The sequence below is a fragment of the Actinacidiphila sp. bgisy160 genome, from assembly GCF_965342435.1.
Classification (GTDB): Bacteria; Actinomycetota; Actinomycetes; order Streptomycetales; family Streptomycetaceae; genus Actinacidiphila.
In genome coordinates, this window is record NZ_CBDRCM010000067.1 from 19660 (window position 1) to 35655 (window position 15996).

10 protein-coding genes and 3 pseudogenes are annotated in these 15996 nt (G+C 72.1%); 6 read left to right on the top strand and 7 right to left on the bottom strand.

The genetic code is table 11. From position 1 onward, the window contains the following. Positions 1 to 30 precede the first annotated feature (30 nt). The 3 genes and pseudogenes from ACRWNP_RS32870 to ACRWNP_RS32880 form a co-directional block, all read right to left on the bottom strand. Positions 31 to 156: pseudogene (locus ACRWNP_RS32870) on the bottom strand (LLM class flavin-dependent oxidoreductase); the annotation flags it as partial. A gap of 115 nt (positions 157 to 271) precedes the next feature. Then, complete coding sequence (locus tag ACRWNP_RS32875) at positions 272 to 1054, bottom strand: DUF899 domain-containing protein (protein ID WP_431967926.1); 783 nt, start codon at positions 1052 to 1054, stop codon at positions 272 to 274. Positions 1055 to 1592: 538 nt separating this feature from the next. Further along, positions 1593 to 2084 (bottom strand): ArsI/CadI family heavy metal resistance metalloenzyme, encoded by a 492-nt coding sequence (locus ACRWNP_RS32880; protein ID WP_431967928.1) that lies wholly within the window; start codon positions 2082 to 2084, stop codon positions 1593 to 1595. A gap of 93 nt (positions 2085 to 2177) precedes the next feature. Here ACRWNP_RS32880 and ACRWNP_RS32885 point away from each other — a divergent pair, with 93 nt between their 5' ends. Further along, positions 2178 to 2567 carry an ArsR/SmtB family transcription factor gene (locus ACRWNP_RS32885; RefSeq protein WP_431967930.1) on the top strand — a complete coding sequence of 130 codons (390 nt, stop codon included), beginning with the start codon at positions 2178 to 2180 and terminating at the stop codon, positions 2565 to 2567. A gap of 487 nt (positions 2568 to 3054) precedes the next feature. On the opposite strand, the gene ACRWNP_RS32890 is transcribed toward ACRWNP_RS32885, so the two are convergent. Next, positions 3055 to 3396 carry a YciI family protein gene (locus ACRWNP_RS32890; RefSeq protein WP_431967932.1) on the bottom strand — a complete coding sequence of 114 codons (342 nt, stop codon included), beginning with the start codon at positions 3394 to 3396 and terminating at the stop codon, positions 3055 to 3057. Between the two features lie 430 nt (positions 3397 to 3826). After that, positions 3827 to 4504 (bottom strand): GAP family protein, encoded by a 678-nt coding sequence (locus ACRWNP_RS32895; protein WP_431967934.1) that lies wholly within the window; start codon positions 4502 to 4504, stop codon positions 3827 to 3829. Between the two features lie 686 nt (positions 4505 to 5190). On the opposite strand from ACRWNP_RS32895, the gene ACRWNP_RS32900 reads away from it, so the two are divergent. Together ACRWNP_RS32900 and ACRWNP_RS32905 are read left to right on the top strand one after the other, a co-directional pair. Continuing rightward, the gene (locus ACRWNP_RS32900; protein ID WP_431967936.1) at positions 5191 to 5385 is read left to right on the top strand and encodes a hypothetical protein; all 195 of its coding nucleotides are present in this window, start codon (positions 5191 to 5193) and stop codon (positions 5383 to 5385) included. Positions 5386 to 5898: 513 nt separating this feature from the next. Continuing rightward, entirely contained in the window at positions 5899 to 6699 is an 801-nt protein-coding gene (locus tag ACRWNP_RS32905) for an SDR family NAD(P)-dependent oxidoreductase (protein WP_431967938.1), read from the top strand. Between the two features lie 21 nt (positions 6700 to 6720). Here the strand turns inward: ACRWNP_RS32905 and ACRWNP_RS32910 are convergent. Further along, positions 6721 to 7284: pseudogene (locus tag ACRWNP_RS32910) on the bottom strand (helix-turn-helix domain-containing protein); the annotation flags it as partial. 11 nt (positions 7285 to 7295) lie between these two features. Between ACRWNP_RS32910 and ACRWNP_RS32915 the strand changes: the two are divergent. Then, positions 7296 to 8001 (top strand): annotated as a pseudogene (locus ACRWNP_RS32915) (B3/B4 domain-containing protein). Positions 8002 to 8007: 6 nt separating this feature from the next. On the opposite strand, the gene ACRWNP_RS32920 reads toward ACRWNP_RS32915, so the two are convergent. After that, entirely contained in the window at positions 8008 to 8328 is a 321-nt protein-coding gene (locus ACRWNP_RS32920; RefSeq protein WP_431967940.1) for an STAS domain-containing protein, read from the bottom strand. 665 nt (positions 8329 to 8993) lie between these two features. Here ACRWNP_RS32920 and ACRWNP_RS32925 point away from each other — a divergent pair. Together ACRWNP_RS32925 and ACRWNP_RS32930 are read left to right on the top strand one after the other, a co-directional pair. Continuing rightward, positions 8994 to 11927, top strand: coding sequence for a helix-turn-helix transcriptional regulator (locus ACRWNP_RS32925; protein WP_431967942.1), 2934 nt, complete (start codon positions 8994 to 8996; stop codon positions 11925 to 11927). Between the two features lie 427 nt (positions 11928 to 12354). After that, positions 12355 to 15981 carry a S8 family peptidase gene (locus ACRWNP_RS32930; RefSeq protein ID WP_431967944.1) on the top strand — a complete coding sequence of 1209 codons (3627 nt, stop codon included), beginning with the start codon at positions 12355 to 12357 and terminating at the stop codon, positions 15979 to 15981. The last annotated feature ends 15 nt before the right edge of the window (positions 15982 to 15996 follow it).

Consider the following 15996-nt stretch of genomic DNA (forward strand, 5'->3'; position numbering starts at 1 on the left):
CCCGTCGATCCGCCGTCCGTCGGCCCGGGTTCAGCGCCAGCCCAGTTCCGGTGCCACATGGGTGAGGATGCTGTCCAGCACATGGGCGTTGTAGTCCACCCCGAGCTGGTTCGGGATGGTCAGCAGCAGGGTGTCCGCGGCCTGGATCGCCTCGTCGTCCCGGCGCCACCTCGGCGAGCTGGGGGAGTGAGGCGGAGGCCCTGTAGTCGCGCCCCGAGCCGCCCGGCGCCCGTCCCGCCGGGCGGGCGCCGAGGCCTTCGACGCGAGCGGGTCAGTGGTGGTGGCCGTGCCGGCCGAGGGTTTCCACCGGGGTCGCGCCGGGGCGGGTCCACTGCGGCACGGGGCGGCTGGTCGGGCCCCAGGTGGCGTTCCCCTCCACGTCCGAGCGCCAGTACCAGCACGCGTCGCGTCCCTTGGGCCGGCCCGCGGGGTTGTCCTCCCATGCCTCGCCGCGCCCGTAGGGCGTCATGTCGAGCAGGCCGAAGGACGCGTTGACCGGCTCGTTGCCGCGGCCCGTCGTGGAGTAGGTGAGGAACGTGCGGTCGCCCTCGCGCAGGAAGCAGGTGAGGTAACCCATGTCGCCGCCGACCGGTGCGGCCACGTCGCGCACCGAGTACCAGGGCTGGGTGTAGCCCATGAACTCGACGTATGAGGCGACCTCGGCCCACCGGCCCGTGGTCAGGATGGCGAACGACACGCCGCGGGCGTTGAGGTAGACGGCGTCCTTCAGGTGCCACGCCGCGGTGGTGCAGCCCTCGCACTGCCCCTGGTGCGGCGCGCCGTCGTGCCACATGTGCTTGTAGACCGCGAGCTCGTCGCGACCCTGGAACAGGTCCAGGAACGGGACCGGGCCGTCGGGACCGACGACCTCCACCGTTCCGTCGAACTCGACCATCGGCAGTCGGCGGCGGGCCGCGGCGAGCGCGTCGCCCTCGCGGGTGTGGGCCTTCTCACGGACCAGGAGCTCGTCACGGGCGGCCTGCCAGGTGGCCAGGTCGACGACGGGCGGGCGGCCGGGCTGCGCGCCGGCCTGGTTGTCGGGCGTGGTCGTCATGGTGTTCTCCGGGGTGTCTCGTGCCGGGCGCCGTCGTACGGCGTCGTACGGCCTGTTGCGGCGGTCACCGGAACAGACTCCCGGCCAGGCCGGAACTCATCGCGGCGGCGGATGCCGGGCGGGCGTGCGCACTGTCAGCGTTCGCCGCTGTCGTGCGGCGGCGCGTGGATGGAGGCGGACAGGTTCGGGCGCCCACGCTGCGCCCACGACTCCGAGGGCGACGGCCTGCTCTCGCTCCCGCACGACGGCCACGGCGTGCTGCTGACGATGGGGGAGGAGCCCGTGGACGCCGAGGCGATCGCGGGGGCCGTCGCGGTCGGCGTCGGCGTCGGGCCGCCGTGCGGCCAGCCCGACGGGCACGTGTGGTGGGCGACAACGACGTCGCACTCGGGCGCGGAGTTCACGGCCGAGGCGCGCAACGCGCCGGCGGTCCTGCCGGCGGTCTTCCGGCCCGGGAGCCGTCCCCGCCGCGCACCGCCCCTACCGGCGCGCGGGACCGGCGTCCGCGATCAAGCCGGGGCACCGGAAAGAGGGCGTGCTAGCGAGGGCCGCAGGCGCAAGCGCCGCCGACGGTGGCCGGCGCGGTGTCCCGTGCCGGCTCGGCCTGCCCGTGGGAGCCGCAGCACGCGGCCGGTGCGCCGGCCGCGTCCTTGCTGAGGGTGTCCGCCTCGGCCTTGACGACGTAGACCTCCCACGGTTCCTTGCCGGGGCCCGTGACCCACACCTTGTCCTGGAGGGCGTAACAGCAGGAGGTGTCGTTCTCCTCGAAGGTGGCCAGTCCCGCCTCCTTGAGCCTGTGGGTGGCCGCGGTGACCTGCTCGGTGGACTCCACCTCGACACCGAGGTGGTCGAGGCGGGTGTCCAGGCCGTCCTCGCCTTCGAGCAGGACGAGCTTGAGCGGGGGCTCGGTGATCACGAAGTTGGCGTAGCCGGGGCGGAGTTTGGCGGGCTCGACGCCGAAGAGCTTGGAGTAGAACGCGATGGACCCCTCGAGGTCGGCGACGCGCAGGGCGAGCTGAACGCGGGACATGACGGTCTCCCTCTGCATCTGTATCGACATCCGTCGATACGGCTCGATGGGTCCGAGGTTGCCAGCTGCATCGACAGGAGTCAACATAGGCACATGTCGAAATCAGGGCTGAGGGTCCTCGGGCAGGACGACCGGGCCGTCGCGTGCTGCTCGCCGATGGTCCGCGAACCGCTGGGCGAGACCGACGCCGTCGCCCTGGCACGCATGTTCAAGGCGCTGTCGGACCCCGTGCGGCTGCGGCTGCTGTCCCTGATCGCCTCCCATGAGGGCGGCGAGGCCTGCGTGTGCGACCTGACCGCGCCGTTCGACGTGTCCCAGCCGACGATCTCGCATCACCTGAAGGTGCTGCGCGAAGCGGGGCTGGTCGGTTCCGAACGGCGCGGCACCTGGGTCTACTACTGGGTGCTGCCGCCGGCGCTCGCCCAGCTGTCCTCGCTCCTCCGGACCCCGGCCGAACCCGCCTCCGTGGCGGCCCGCGGATGAGCGCACAGGCTCACCGCGGGCGCCGCCGCCCTCGACTGCCCGACGTGCTCCCACCGCACCCCGCTTCCCGACCGGGAGTGGACCGACGGCCATAGCGCCTTCGCCTGCCCGGGCTTCCGGTTCGACGACCGGCCGCCCCTCGATCCGCACTCCACGGCCGCCTTCGGACAGGCGCTGAGCCACCCCGTTCGGGTGCTTTGGGGGAAGTTCTGAGCCCGGTGCCGGTTCGCATCGCACGGCGGCCCGCAGACGGCCCTGCCCAGTCCCCGAGGAAGCCCACGTGGGGAAACAGGCTTCCGAGCAGGCGGCAAGATCCCGTACCGCGGCGGTTTGTGAGTCGCTTGTGCACCGGTCCGGAAAGCAAACACAGGCGCTCGGCCGGCCCGCGCCCCCGCATTCCAGGGCATCGCCAGGCCGATTGGGCTTCAGGTCTTCTGCGTCATGCGGTGTGGATGCGACCTCCTGGCTCGTCGCCGAGGGCCCTCGTTCAGATGGTCGGGTCGGGCAGGAACTCGCGGACCTTTTGAGCGCAGCGGCAGGCGACGGCGATCTTGGCGGCCCACTCCAGCGCCTCCTCGCGTGAGGGCACGTCGACGACCGAGAATCCGCCGAGGTACTCGTTGCTCGCCGGGTACGGGCCGCCGGTGACCGTTCCGTCGGTGGCCACCACGCTCGCCTCCTCATGGTCCGTCAGCCCGGCGCCGAACACCCATACGCCGGCGTCCTTTGCCTCCTTGACCACCGCGTGCGCGGCCGCGGCCACGTCGGGCAGGTCCTCCTCGGGGAAGGTCATCGCGCCTTCATTGAACGAGATCAAATACTGCGTCATCTCAAGGCTCCTTGTCCCGGCGGCGTCCTCCGGCCGCGCACCAGACCATGGTGGCGCCGGGCACTGACACCCGGGGTGAGGTCGGGCCGCCTCGGCGCCGGGATATGGGGAGCTCGGCCAATCCAGCGCCATCGACGACAGCGCCGCACGAGCTGATCCCTTGAGTATCCGGCTTCTCCTCATCTCCGCGCGGGGCAAGCTCGAGGTCCTGCACCGCTGTCGTATTCCGGCATGGACGGCCTGCGCACCCACACCCGTAGGCAACCGGTGCCCCGGCGGTGTGGGAGGCTCGCCGAAGCCAGGTCTCATGCCCCCGAACGGCCCGGACAATGACCCATGTGGCCCCGGCGCGCGTCTCGTCCGCAGCGGCACGTCGGCGTTGTCAAGCCCCTCGGCCAGCCATCGTGCCGTCCATGGGCACAGCATCTCGTCAGGACGCGAGGGCGCTGATCCCGTCGCCGAGCAGCTTGAGTCCGAGGACGGACAGGAGAGCGGCCATGATGGCGGCGTTGTGCAGTGCGGCCCAGTCCCGCCAGGCGGCAAGGATGCTCTTGGCGCGTTCGCCCATGCACAGGTAGACCGCGAGCGGCGCGAGGACTCCGAGCGAGGCGATGACCACGAAGATCGCGAGTGCCCCGATCTGCTGTGGCACGGAGATTCCGGTCGAACTGATCGAGGCGGCGGCAGCGATGGTCAGGGGGGCGTTCTTGGCGTTGGCGGCCGAGAGCAGCAGCCCGAGTCCGAGCACCTTGACGGGGGTGAAGCGATCGATTGCCGCCATCCACTGGGGTAGCTGCGCCTGTGACCGGTCGCGGGGACGTCCGCGCCACTGCCGGACGGCGAACAGGACGAGTACCACGCCCAGGGCCAGCTTGAGGGCCCCCACCCACGTGGCCGGATGCTTGTGCGTCGACGCTCCGCCCGAGCCGCCCACCACGAGCATGATGGCGCCGAGGACTGCCAGGCCCAGGAACCAGCCGATCGCGAACAGCGTGCCGTGCAGACGCCCCTGCGGGGTGGCAAGGACGAGGATGATCGCCACGATGGGGAGCGGACTGATCGCGACCGCGGCCGCCAGGCCGAGCACATCACCGACCGCGTGTCCCACGGTGGCCTCCTCGTTGGTGGAGAGATCACGCGCACCGGCCAGGCCGCACCGACAGGCGGAGCATCCGGATCGCTGATCGTGCGCGCCGGAGAGTCACCGTTCCTGATCGTGCGCTGACGGAGGCGCTGAGGCGCGTTTTCCGTGTTGTACGGGTGACCTGTGGGTGCCCCCTTTTCGCACGGCAGGGGCCCGACGGGGACGGGGGGTGAGGGCCCCTAGGGTGACCGGTGCGCCCGGCCGGCCACTGCCTCTCGGGTGCCCGCCCGGTCCGCATGCCGTCCTCGAATCTCGCGTGGAGCCGCCCCCGGTGGTTTCACCACGCGGCGGCATGCGGCCGAACCGTCCGTCACGACATCCCCGCGGCTGCCTCGCCGGAACCGGATCCCTCCCCGCGCGGCAGGGCCGCCGCGCACCCCCCGCCCCAGACACGGACGGCGTCCCCATCGTCGTACTCCACGCGGGGGTCGTTCCTGCCGGCGGACGCCTGCCGGCCGGGTTGCGTTGCACGGGTTTCGCCCTCCGGGGTTTCGGAGGCGCGAGTCAGGTAAGACGACCGCCTGGAGCCATCACAGCCAGTGCCTGCCCCCATGGTGGTTCCACGAGGGCGACAAGCGCTCTCGGAGGTCATCGCCCTTGTAGACCGGGACCTTCTCCCTTGGGCCCCGGTCGACGAGGAGGAGGTCGTCATGGATCTCAAGGCCCGTACGCATCGCCCAGGGGAGAATGTCCCAGTCAGCGGCATCTACGAGTGCACCTGCGGCCAAGGTCACCGCTTCACCAGCACCGACGTGCTGGGCCGCACCTTCCCACCGGTCCCGAAGGGCTGCCTCGGCGTCCACTGGCGTCTCGTGGCTCCCGCCCACGCGGAGCGCAGCCCATAGGACCGCATACGCCCGCCCGGTCGTGTGCGGTGACGGCGCACGAGGCCGGACGGGCCACGACACGGCCCCACCGGCGCTCCTTGCCCGAGCCCCGGTGGGGCGAATCCGCAAGGCCAGGGGAAACGGGACGGAACAGCCCTCGCGGGGGCCGCCTGAACTGTTGCGGCATGACCCTGATCAGAGCCGCGCGAACCTGCCCGGCACCGAGGCCGCCGCCGCGGCGGTCCGGGAGATCGCGGTGCTGTACGGCCTCGCGATCACCGTCGAGGACGACATCGGCGCCGACCTGGTGTCACGGCGGACGGCGGAGCCGGCCCTCTCCGCCCTGGACGCGAACGACTCCCTGCCACCCGAGGCCCCATCTCCCTCGGCGGCTCACCGTCCGTCTCCCGGTTCTCCATGCCCCGACCCGATTCGGTGCGTCCGCGATATCTTGTCGGCGGCCCGAATGTCAGTCCCTGCGTCTAGGGTGCCCTCAAGATCGACGCGGACAGCGATGGAGGGGACCGGAGCATGCTCTTGGAGAACAAGACCGCCGTCATCTACGGCGCGGGTGGGGCGGTGGGCCGGAGCGTGGCCCGAACCTTCGGCCGTGAGGGCGCACGGGTCTTTCTCACCGGACGCAGGCTCGCGGGGCTCGAGGAGTTGGCCAAGGAGGTCGAGTCGGCCGGTGGCCGGGCGGACATCGCCCAGGTGGACGCGCTCGACCCGGAGGCGGTCGAGCGGCACGCTGCCGAGGTGGTCCGGACGGCAGGCCGGCTCGACGTGTCCGTCAACGCGGTCAGCATCCGCGGTGACCTGCAGGGCACGCCGTTGACCGGTCTGTCCGTCGACGACTTCCTGACACCGATCACCACCGCTGCCACCGCCAACTTCGTGACCGCGACGACCGCGGCCCGGCACATGGCCGAACAGGGCTCGGGGGTGATCGTGACCTTCTCCACGGCGGCATCCCGCCTCTCCGCCCGCGACCAGGGCTTCCATGCGACCGGCGGTTTCGGCGTCGCCTGCGGCGCCGTGGAACTGCTCTCCCGCCACCTGGCCGGTGAGGTCGGACCGCGCGGCGTACGTGTCGTCTGCCTGCGCCCGGACGGCATCCCGGAGGCCTGGGTCTCCTGGGGAATGATCGATGACGCCGAGCCCGACCCGGAAGGCAGCTCCACGGTGAAGGCCTACATGGAACGCGGCACCGCGCTGCGCCGGCTGCCGAAACTGGCCGAAGTCGCGGAGACGGCCGCCTTCATGGCGTCCGACCGGGCGGGCGCCATCACCGGGAGCGTGATCAACCTCAGCTGCGGATCGGTCAGGGACTGAACAAGGCGGGCCAAGCGACCGTCAGGGCCTGGCGCTGGGACCGGGCGGCAGGTGCACGGTCATGATCAGGTGGCAGGTCTCGGTGCCCGAGCCGCGATAGGTGTGGGACCTGTCGCCGTCGAAGGTGGCGGTCTGCCCGGCTTCCACGGTGTGCTCGGTGCCCTCGACGACCAGGGTCATCCGGGGTCATCCGGCCGTGGGTGACGCTGACCGTTTCCACCACGCCCGACTGGTGAGGATGGCTGGGGTACTCCTCGCCGGCTCCAGCCGCCAGCGCCAGAACTCGACGGGTGCGGGTCCCGAGGTGGTCAGCATGAGCCTGGCCTGACTGCCCCGCGCTCCGGTCCACAACGGGTCCAGGTCATCGGCGGACACGACGCGGACGCTGCCCTCCGCCCTGCCTTCCACCAGGGCCGACACCGAGACGCCAAGGGCGTCGGCCAGCCGTACCAGCGTCGCCAGGTTCGGGTTGCCCTGCGCCTTCTCCAGCCCCACCAGCGCGCCCTTGCTGACCTGGGCACGCCGGCCCAGTTCGTCCAGGGACAGGCCCGCGCGGGTACGGGCGGCCCGGACGTTGTGTGCGAGCGCCCCCGCCCATGCCCACCTTCAGCCTCGCCCCCGCCGTCGCCGACGCCTTCCCCGGCGCCCTCATCGCCCTGGTCACCGCCACAGGTCTGCGCGGCCGTGAACCGTGGCCCCACACCACCGCCGCCCTGGAGGACCTCGAACGGCGACTCGCCGACGGCACCTGGCACCCCGCCGACGAGACCGACCCCCGCATCGTGCTGGCACACCGCGTACCGCTCCTTCGGCACCAACCCCCGCCGCATCCGCCCCAGCGTCGACGCGCTCGGCCGCCGTCTCGCCAAGAGGGGCAGCCTGCCGCGCATCAACCCGGCCGTCGACTCGTACAACGCCGTCTCCATCCGTCACGGCCTGCCCGCCGGAGCCTTCGACCTGGACCACGTCACCGGTGACGTCGTCATCCGCCACGCGGACGGCACCGAGACCTTCACCCCGCTCGGCGAACCCGGCACCGTCGAGAACCCCAAGTCCGGCGAGATCATCTACGCGGACGCCACCCAGGTCCTCACGCGCCACTGGAACCAGCGCGACGCGCACCACACCCGCGTTACCGAGGACTCCACAGGGGTCGCCCTCCTCCTCGAAACCCTCCACGCCACCCGGGACGGCGATCTCCTCAAGACCGCAGCCGACGAACTGCAGGGCCTCCTCGCCCTCCACGCCGAACAGACCGCCGTGCACTACCTCGGCGCCGTACCACCGCGGGTCGCCGTGTAAGCCGCCTCAGCGGCAGGCGTCGGCGACGCTGCCGGCGGCCACCGGGGCATCCGAAGGGCGGATACGGAACAGCTCGCGTGTTCCCGTCAGGGCGAGAACGTGCTCAGCTTGAGGTTGCAAGCCGGCGAGCTCGAGTGTGCCCTCTTCGACTTCGGCGCGCAGGCGGAGGCTCAGCAGCATGTTCAGACTGGTGGAGCCGATGAAGGTGACGCCGGAGAGATCCATGCGAAGTGTCCTGCCGCACAGCTGAAGTGCGTCGGTGACCGCGGTGACCTGGGGACACGTCTCGAGGTCCAGCTCGCCGGTCAACGCGATCGTCGTCTGCACGGGTGTTTCACTGACAGTTATGCCGATGTGCTGCATGGGAAGTCGCCGATCGGGTCGAAGCCCATCACGGTCAACTCCCGCGCTGAAAGCGGCCGCAAAGCAGACGACACGGTGCCGTCCACAGTCGAGTAAGACCACCCGTACCTTCCTCCGGCCACTCACGGTGACCGCTTCGTGGCACGGGGTCTCTCACCAGGCCAGGCTGGTTGTGTCGAGCCTTGCACACTGCCGCCGGAAGTACCAGACCCTCCATGCGGCTCGGCCGTGAGGCGTTCGACCCGCCGAGGACGACATCACCGCCCACGGCCCGCCGTGACGCGCGGGCGGGGCGGAGCACTTCGGCGGGTGTCGGTGTGCGCCGTCGTGCGCACGGGGCGCGGCGGGATCCCGCGCCGGTCGGCCCCGGGGGCGGCCGGCATGCTGTTGCCGCAGGTCGCACGCGGTGTCGCCGCGCCCGTGCACCCCCTTCCAGGCCGGCGTGAGGCGGCCGCGGCTGCCGAGCTCATCAGGCCGATCGGGTGATACGGGAATGCTGGACGGCGCCGGACCGGGAAGCCCGCGGGATCGCTCGTCGCTCGACTGCCGGGGTCGATGCCGCTACCCAAATGATCTTTCCCGGATAAAGTCAGCACTGCCGTAGCGGCGGTCGACAGAAGGGGTGGGCGGTGGTCGGACGGGCCGAGAGCGACGCCGGGCAACTTCCGGTACTGTCCGCGCCACGCTTCGTCGGCCGGGACCGGGAACTCGACGCTCTCGGATCGGCGCTCGGACAAGCCCCCGTGGTCGTCCTGCTCGACGGCGAGGCGGGCATCGGCAAGACCCGGCTGTTGCGCGAGCTCCTGGCGTCCCAGGCCGAGCGCGGGCGGCGCGCCCTGGTCGGGGCCTGCCCGGAGCTGCGGGTGCCGTACACACTCGGGGCGGTCGTGGACGCCGTACGCGACGGCCTTGACAACGTTGCCGGGCTGCGCCTGAGCGGGCTGGGTGGCGCGCTGCGGCCGCTGTTCCCGGAGTGGGCCGGCGACCTGCCTCCGGCGCCGGAGCCGCTGGAGGACGCGACCGCTGCCCGGCACCGGCTGTTCCGCGCCTTCGTCGAGGTCCTCGGCCGGTTCGATGTGGCGGTCCTCGCGCTCGAGGACGTGCACTGGGCCGACGAGGCGACACTCGAGTTCCTGCTCTTCCTGGTCTCCCGCCGACCGCAGCCGGTGAGCGTGGTGCTGACCTACCGGCGGGACGAAGTGCCCCCCGATTCACTGCTGTTGAGGCTGTCCTCCCGGCTGCCCGCCGACGCGCACCTGGTCAGGCTGACACTGAGGCCGCTGGACGTCGACGAGACCGCCGCGGTCGTCTCGTCGATGCTGGCCGACGAGCATGTCTCGACCGAGTTCGCGGCCTTCCTGCACGCACGCACGGAGGGCGTGCCCCTGGCGGTGGAGGAGTCCGTGCGCCTGATGCACGACCGCGCCGACCTGATCCGCCAGGGCGGCGGATGGGCCCGCCGCCGGCTGGACCGCATCGACGTGCCGCCCACGATCCGCGACGCCATGCTCGAACGTGTCCAAAGGCTCCCGCCCGACACCCGGACCGTCCTGTACGCGGTGTCGGTGCTGTCCGGCCCGGCCGACTGCGCGACTCTGCGCGCCGTCACCGGCCTGCCGGAGGACCGGTTCGCCACGCAGGCGGCCGAAGCGCTCGGCTGCGGCCTGCTGCGCGAGGGCAGACCCGGGCAGTGGTCGTTCCGCCATTCGCTGGCGTGTCACGCCGTGTACGACGCCATCCCGGTCGAGGAGCGGCGTGCCATGCACCTGCGGGCCGGCCGGGCACTGGAGCAGTGGCCGTTGCCGCCGGCGGCGCAGTTGGCCCGCCACTTCCGGCTGGCGGGCGACGCCGAGGCGGCGTGCCGGTACACCGAGCAGGCGGCCGACCTCTGCGTCCAGTCCGGAGACGTGGCCACCTCGGCACTGTTGCTGCACAGCCTGGTCACCACCGTCCCGCTGCCCGCCGAGGCGCTGGTACGACTGGTGACGAAGATCCAGTTCCAGGCGCTGTCCGGCGCCGACCCGTACTCGACGATCATCGAGTCGCTGCGATCCTCCCTCGGCAGCCAGATGCTGACGCCGGGGGAGCAGGCGTTGGTCCGTTTCCAGGTGGGCCGGGTGCTGATGGTCGCGGGCGAGATCGAGGCGGGCCGCCGCGAGATCCTCACAGCGGTGCCCCACCTGCCACCGGAGTCCCCGGAGGCGGCGCGAGCCCGCATCCTGCTCGCCCTGCCCCTGGGGAACGCCCGGCCGGTCTCGGAACACCTGCGCTGGCTGCGGGAGGCGCCGCCGCTGAACCAGTCGATGGCTTCCCTCGACCGCCTGCGCCTGTTCGTGGAGCGCACCTTCGCGCTGCTCGTGCTCGGCGAGGAGGCCGGCTGGGCCGCGGCCCGGCAGATCCCGGAGGACGTCTCCGACCCGCGGGAGGCGCCCATCGTCGCGATAGGCCACACGAACGTCGGCGAGGAGGCGACGCGGTGGGGACGGTACGACGAGGCCAGGGCACGACTGGCCAAGGGCCGGGCGATCGCCGAGCGCCATCAGCTCCTGGACTACCTCGACAGCATCGCCTCCTCCCGGGCCCACCTCGACTGGTTCACCGGCGCCTGGTCCGGACTCGCCGAGCGGACGGCGCGCCTGGTCGACGACGACAGCGGCGTACGGCTGAAGGACCGGTGCGAGGCGGCGCTCGTCGCGGGCCTGCTGCAGGCCGCCGCCGGCGACCGGGACGCCGCGGAGGAGCGGCTTCGCTTCGCGGGGCGTGACGACCAGCAACGCATCGAAGCCGCTGCAGCGTTGGCCCGGTTGTGCCTGCGCGACGGCAACGTCGACGAGGCGCTCCGCCTCACCGACCGGCCCGCCGAGATCGCCGTCGGCGGCGGCCTCTGGTCCCGGGCCGTCGAGTTCGCCCCGGCCCGGGTCGCCGCCCTGGTCGCCGCCGGCCATCTCGGCCGCGCCTCCGACCTGGTCGACACCTTCCAAGGCGCCCTGCGCGACAAGGACGCCCCGGCCCCGCAGGCGTCCCTGGTGCTGTGCCGCGCGATCCTGGCCGAAGCCGACGGCCGCCTCACGGACGCCGTGACGCTGTTCGCCCGTGCGGCCGCCGCGTGGGAGGCGCTCCCGCGCCCGTACGACGCCCTGCTCGCCCGGGAGCGCCACGCCCGCTGCCTGCTCGCCGACGGCCGGGACGAGGCCGGACTGCCGATCCTGTCCGAGGTGGCGCGGGCGCTGTCGGAACTGGGCGCCCACAACGACGCCGACCGGATCAGCCGGTTCCTCGGCACGCGAGGCGGGGACACCCCCGCGGCGGTGCGCGGCCGGGGACGTCCCGGCTACGGCAACCGGCTCTCGCCCCGCGAGCTGGAAGTGGCCCGGCTGCTGGTCGAAGGCCTGACGAACCGGCAGATCGCCGACGCGCTGGTGGTGTCGGCGCAGACCGTCGCCAGTCAGGTCAAGTCGGCGATGCGCAAACTGGACGTGACGTCGCGGACGGCACTCGCGATCAAGGTCGTCGAATCCGGCCTCGTCGGCGATCTGCGGCAACCGCCCCCGGGCGACGAGTAAATTCCGCGGGCCGCCGCCGGGCACGAAGAAATGTCCGCGAGCGGCGACGGGATTAAATCCCGCATCTGACCAATCGAGCCGGCGTCCGCCCCGATCGCAGACTCGTCTCCATGCTGCCCGCTGAACCGCCGACGCCCGAGCCGGAAGGTGATCCGCCCGGACCGGGACCCCGTTCCCAGGACGAACCGGCCCCGGCGGAACCGCCGGACAACGCGGCGGACGCCCCGACCGCCCACGGTGCGGGCGCTGATGCCGACGCCGTCGGCGAGTACGAACCGCTCTAGCCGGGAGGCCCGGCGCCGCCGAGCGCGGCCCCGGGCGCGTCCCGCCGCCGATCCCACCAGTTGTTCCCCGGTCGTCACACTCACAGGAGACCGAATAGATGAAGCGAAGGGCAATGAGGCGTCCCAGAGGACGCTTGGGCGCGGTGACCGTCGGTCTGACCATCCTCGGGATGGTCACGTCGGCCACGGCGACCCAAGCGGCCGAGCCGACCCGGCAGGCGCCGCGTCCAGGGGTCGTACAGACCAAGAAGTCAACGGTGATCGACAACGACGACCTCGCGCGGACCCTCTCCGGGTCCGGAACCACCGTGCCGGTGACGCTGATCACCGGAGACAAGGTGAACGCCACCGTCGACGCCCACGGCAAGCCGGCCGTCCGCGACATCGAGAGCGCTGCGCGGCCCGACGGGTCCCCCGTCGTCTTCCACACCATCACCCGCATGGGTAAGGTGTACGTCGTCCCGAACGACGCCCTCGCGCTGATCGGCAACGGAGTGCTCGACTGGGGGCTCTTCGACCTTTCCGAGCTGGTGGCGCTCGCCGCGGCCGGCAAGACCGGCGAGGTGCCGGTGCTGGTCACCTACACGGGGCAGACCGGGGCCCAGAGGGCCGCCAAGGTCGCCGGTGCGGCCGTCGGCCGGACGCTCACCAGCATCAACGGCCGCTCCATGGAGATAGCCGGCGACGGCCGCTGGTGGCGTGGAGTACGCGGCAAGACGGAGTCCGGCGCCGCCGCGGCCCGGTCGGCCGGCTCACTGGCCGGGGTCAGGAAGGTGTGGCTCAACGGGCTGGCCGAGGTCAGCCTCGACACCTCCGTACCGCAGATCGGCGCACCCGTCGCCTGGGACCGCGGGTACGACGGCAAGGGGGTGTCCGTGGCGGTGCTCGACACCGGCATCGACGCCGATCACCCGGACGTGTCCGGACACATCGTCGAGAAGGTCGACTTCACCGGCAGCCCCAGCGGCCCCCGCGATGGGCACGGGCACGGCACCCATGTCGCGTCCACGATCCTGGGCACCGGAGCCGCGTCCAACGGGCAGCGCAAGGGCGTCGCGCCCGGCGCCGATCTGCGGGTCGGCAAGGTCTGCGACGACAACGGGCAGTGCACCGACGACGCGGTCATCGCGGGCATGGAGTGGGCCGCCCACTCCGGCGCCAAGGTCGTCAACATGAGCCTTGGCGGGGACCCCAGCGACGGGACCGACCCCCTGAGCCAGTCGCTCGACGAGCTCAGCCGCGACACCGGGACCCTGTTCGTGGTCGCGGCCGGCAACTCCGGCCCGGGCAAGGGAACGGTCGGGAGCCCCGGCGCCGCCGACGAGGCACTGACCGTGGCGGCAGTCGACAAGCAGGACCGTATGGCCGACTTCTCCAGCCGCGGACCGCGGGTCGGGGACGGCGCCGCCAAGCCCGACATCGCGGCCCCGGGTGTCGACATCGTCGCGGCTCGCGCCGCCGGTACGGCCATGGGCACGACGGTGGACGAGTACTACACCACCGCCAGCGGTACCTCGATGGCCACCCCGCACGTGGCCGGCGCCGCGGCCCTCATCGCCCAGCAGCACCCGGACCTGTCCGGGCGCGAGATCAAGGCGCTGCTGATGAGCACCGCCAAGGACCTGGGATTCGACCGCGACGCGCAGGGCGCCGGCCGGGTGGACGTCGCCGCCGCGACCGATCCGCGGACCACCGTGAACGGCAACCTGGGCTTCGGCCGCCTGGCCTACCCGCACGCGCCGCTGACCCGGAAGGTCACGTACACCAACCACACCGACGAGCCGACCACACTGCACCTCACGGCCTCGGTCTCCTCCGCAGGCAAGCCCGCTCCGGCCGGCCTGGTCACCCTCGACACCGATGAGGTGGTCGTGCCCGCGGGCGGATCGGCCGATGTGTCGTTGACGCTCGACGGGCGGGTGCTCGGCACCGACGGGGCCTTCGGCGGCTACTCCGGCCTACTCGACGCCAGGGACCCTTCCGGAGCGCTGCGGGCGGCCACGCCGGTCACCGCGTTCCTGGAGCCGCAGAAGCTCCCGCTGACCGTGAACGTCATCCGGCCGCCGGGAGCCACCGACGTCCAGTACGGATTCGCCACCTTCCTGCCGGTCGATGGTGACGACATCCCCGGCCTGGGCAAGGACGCGGCAGGCAAGACCGGTGCCGACACGATCACCCTGCCGCTCTTCCGCGGCACCTACTCGGCCACAGTCCCCCTCAAGTGGCGTGACGCGGACGGCGCGTGGCAGCAGGCCGCACCTCTCGTGGCGGAAGTGGACCTCACCGAGCCGGCCACCGTCACCCTGGACCTGCGCGAGCTCAAGCCGCTGAGGGTCCGGTTCCCACAGGCCACCGAGGTCTACGAGATGACCGACTACACCCGGCGGGTCTCCGCGAACGGCGCGCGGTCGATGGCGACGTTGCTGACGGCCGGATACGGCGACGAGCCCAACTGGTGGGCCCTGCCCACCGGGAAGGTACGCACGGGCACCCTCGTCCAGGACACCTACAGCGTGCGGACGACTCCCGTCGTCACCATGCGGGCCACGGGCGGCGGTGCCCCCATCAGGCTGACCCCCCGCTACCGCACTCCGGACGTCTCGCTCATCGGTTCCCAGATGTGGCTGGACGACGACGGCAATACCGTCTACCGCGAGGTCTCGGTGCCGATCTCGCGACTGCCGCTCAAGGGACGCGTCCCGGTGGTCTACGCGGGCACCGGCTCCGACGCGGAGCTGGCCGCCGTCAACGCCCGCGGAAAGCTGGTGCTGCTGACACCGACCGACGTCTGCGACACCACCTGCGACTTCCCGAAGCTCCGGGACGAGCGGGTGGCGGCCGCGGCCTCCGCGGGGGCCGTCGGCGTGCTGGTCGCCGCACCGGAGCTCACCTCCCTGGGCGGCTCCGCCGACTTCGCCGTGTGCACGGACGGGCCCAAGAGCTGCCCCGCGGTCCAGCCGTACGCGGCACTGCCGGTCGTCAAGGTGCCCTACGCCGAGGCGGACCGCCTGATCAAGCGGATCAAGGCCGACCGCTCGAACGTCGAGATCGAACTCGGCGGCAGCGCCGCCCCGAGCACCTACGCCGCCAGGTTCCACTCCGACGGCCGGATCCCCTCGGCCCTGGACCACCGCGTCGGGAAGGACGAACTCGACAGGGTCGACCACTACTTCCACGCCGACCGGCCCGGAGAGGTCACCCGGATGTACTGGTGGCAGCAGTCCGAGGCCGCGCCGGGCGCGCTCGGCGACCCCCTGCCGCACGTGGCCACGCAGCGGACCATGACCACCTTCATCAAGCGGCAGCCCGACGCCATCGACCAGTTCTTCACCGCCTGGGCCGACCACGGGGCGGACTCTGTCCTGGACCAGGCACGCGGTGAGCGGCGGGAGATGGTCCTCACCGGGAAGGACGAGGTCCACTGGAACGAGGGACCGGCCGTACCGGGCGCCGTGCCACAGGTGCGGACCAGGTCCGGGTACACGCTCGCCACCGCGACACCGTGTTCCGGCTGCCGGCAGGGCGACACCTTCTACCCCACCTTCCAGCTGACCAGCAGCGGCGGCGCCCGCCAGGCCGTGGCCGGAATCGTCGACAACGACAACCTCGCGGAGTTCCTCTTCGGCGCCTCGGCCTGCGGCCCGACGGCCTCGCCCACGTTGCCGACCCTCGGCTCCACCTGCGACTTCAAGCTGCTGGACCAGTCCGGTGACGAAGTCGAACGCCGCCTGCAGCGCCTCCACGCCGGCATCTTCGAGAGCCGGCGATGACGGCCGCGACCGCTA

Excerpts from the sequence above, each read along its gene's own strand:
- ACRWNP_RS32900 (WP_431967936.1), top strand. The coding sequence starts at position 5,191 with ATGGATCTCAAGGCCCGTACGCATCGCCCAGGGGAGAATGTCCCAGTC.
- ACRWNP_RS32890 (WP_431967932.1), bottom strand. The coding sequence starts at position 3,396 with ATGACGCAGTATTTGATCTCGTTCAATGAAGGCGCGATGACCTTCCCC.
- ACRWNP_RS32875 (WP_431967926.1), bottom strand. The coding sequence starts at position 1,054 with ATGACGACCACGCCCGACAACCAGGCCGGCGCGCAGCCCGGCCGCCCG.
- ACRWNP_RS32880 (WP_431967928.1), bottom strand. The coding sequence starts at position 2,084 with ATGTCCCGCGTTCAGCTCGCCCTGCGCGTCGCCGACCTCGAGGGGTCC.
- ACRWNP_RS32885 (WP_431967930.1), top strand. The coding sequence starts at position 2,178 with ATGTCGAAATCAGGGCTGAGGGTCCTCGGGCAGGACGACCGGGCCGTC.
- ACRWNP_RS32905 (WP_431967938.1), top strand. The coding sequence starts at position 5,899 with ATGCTCTTGGAGAACAAGACCGCCGTCATCTACGGCGCGGGTGGGGCG.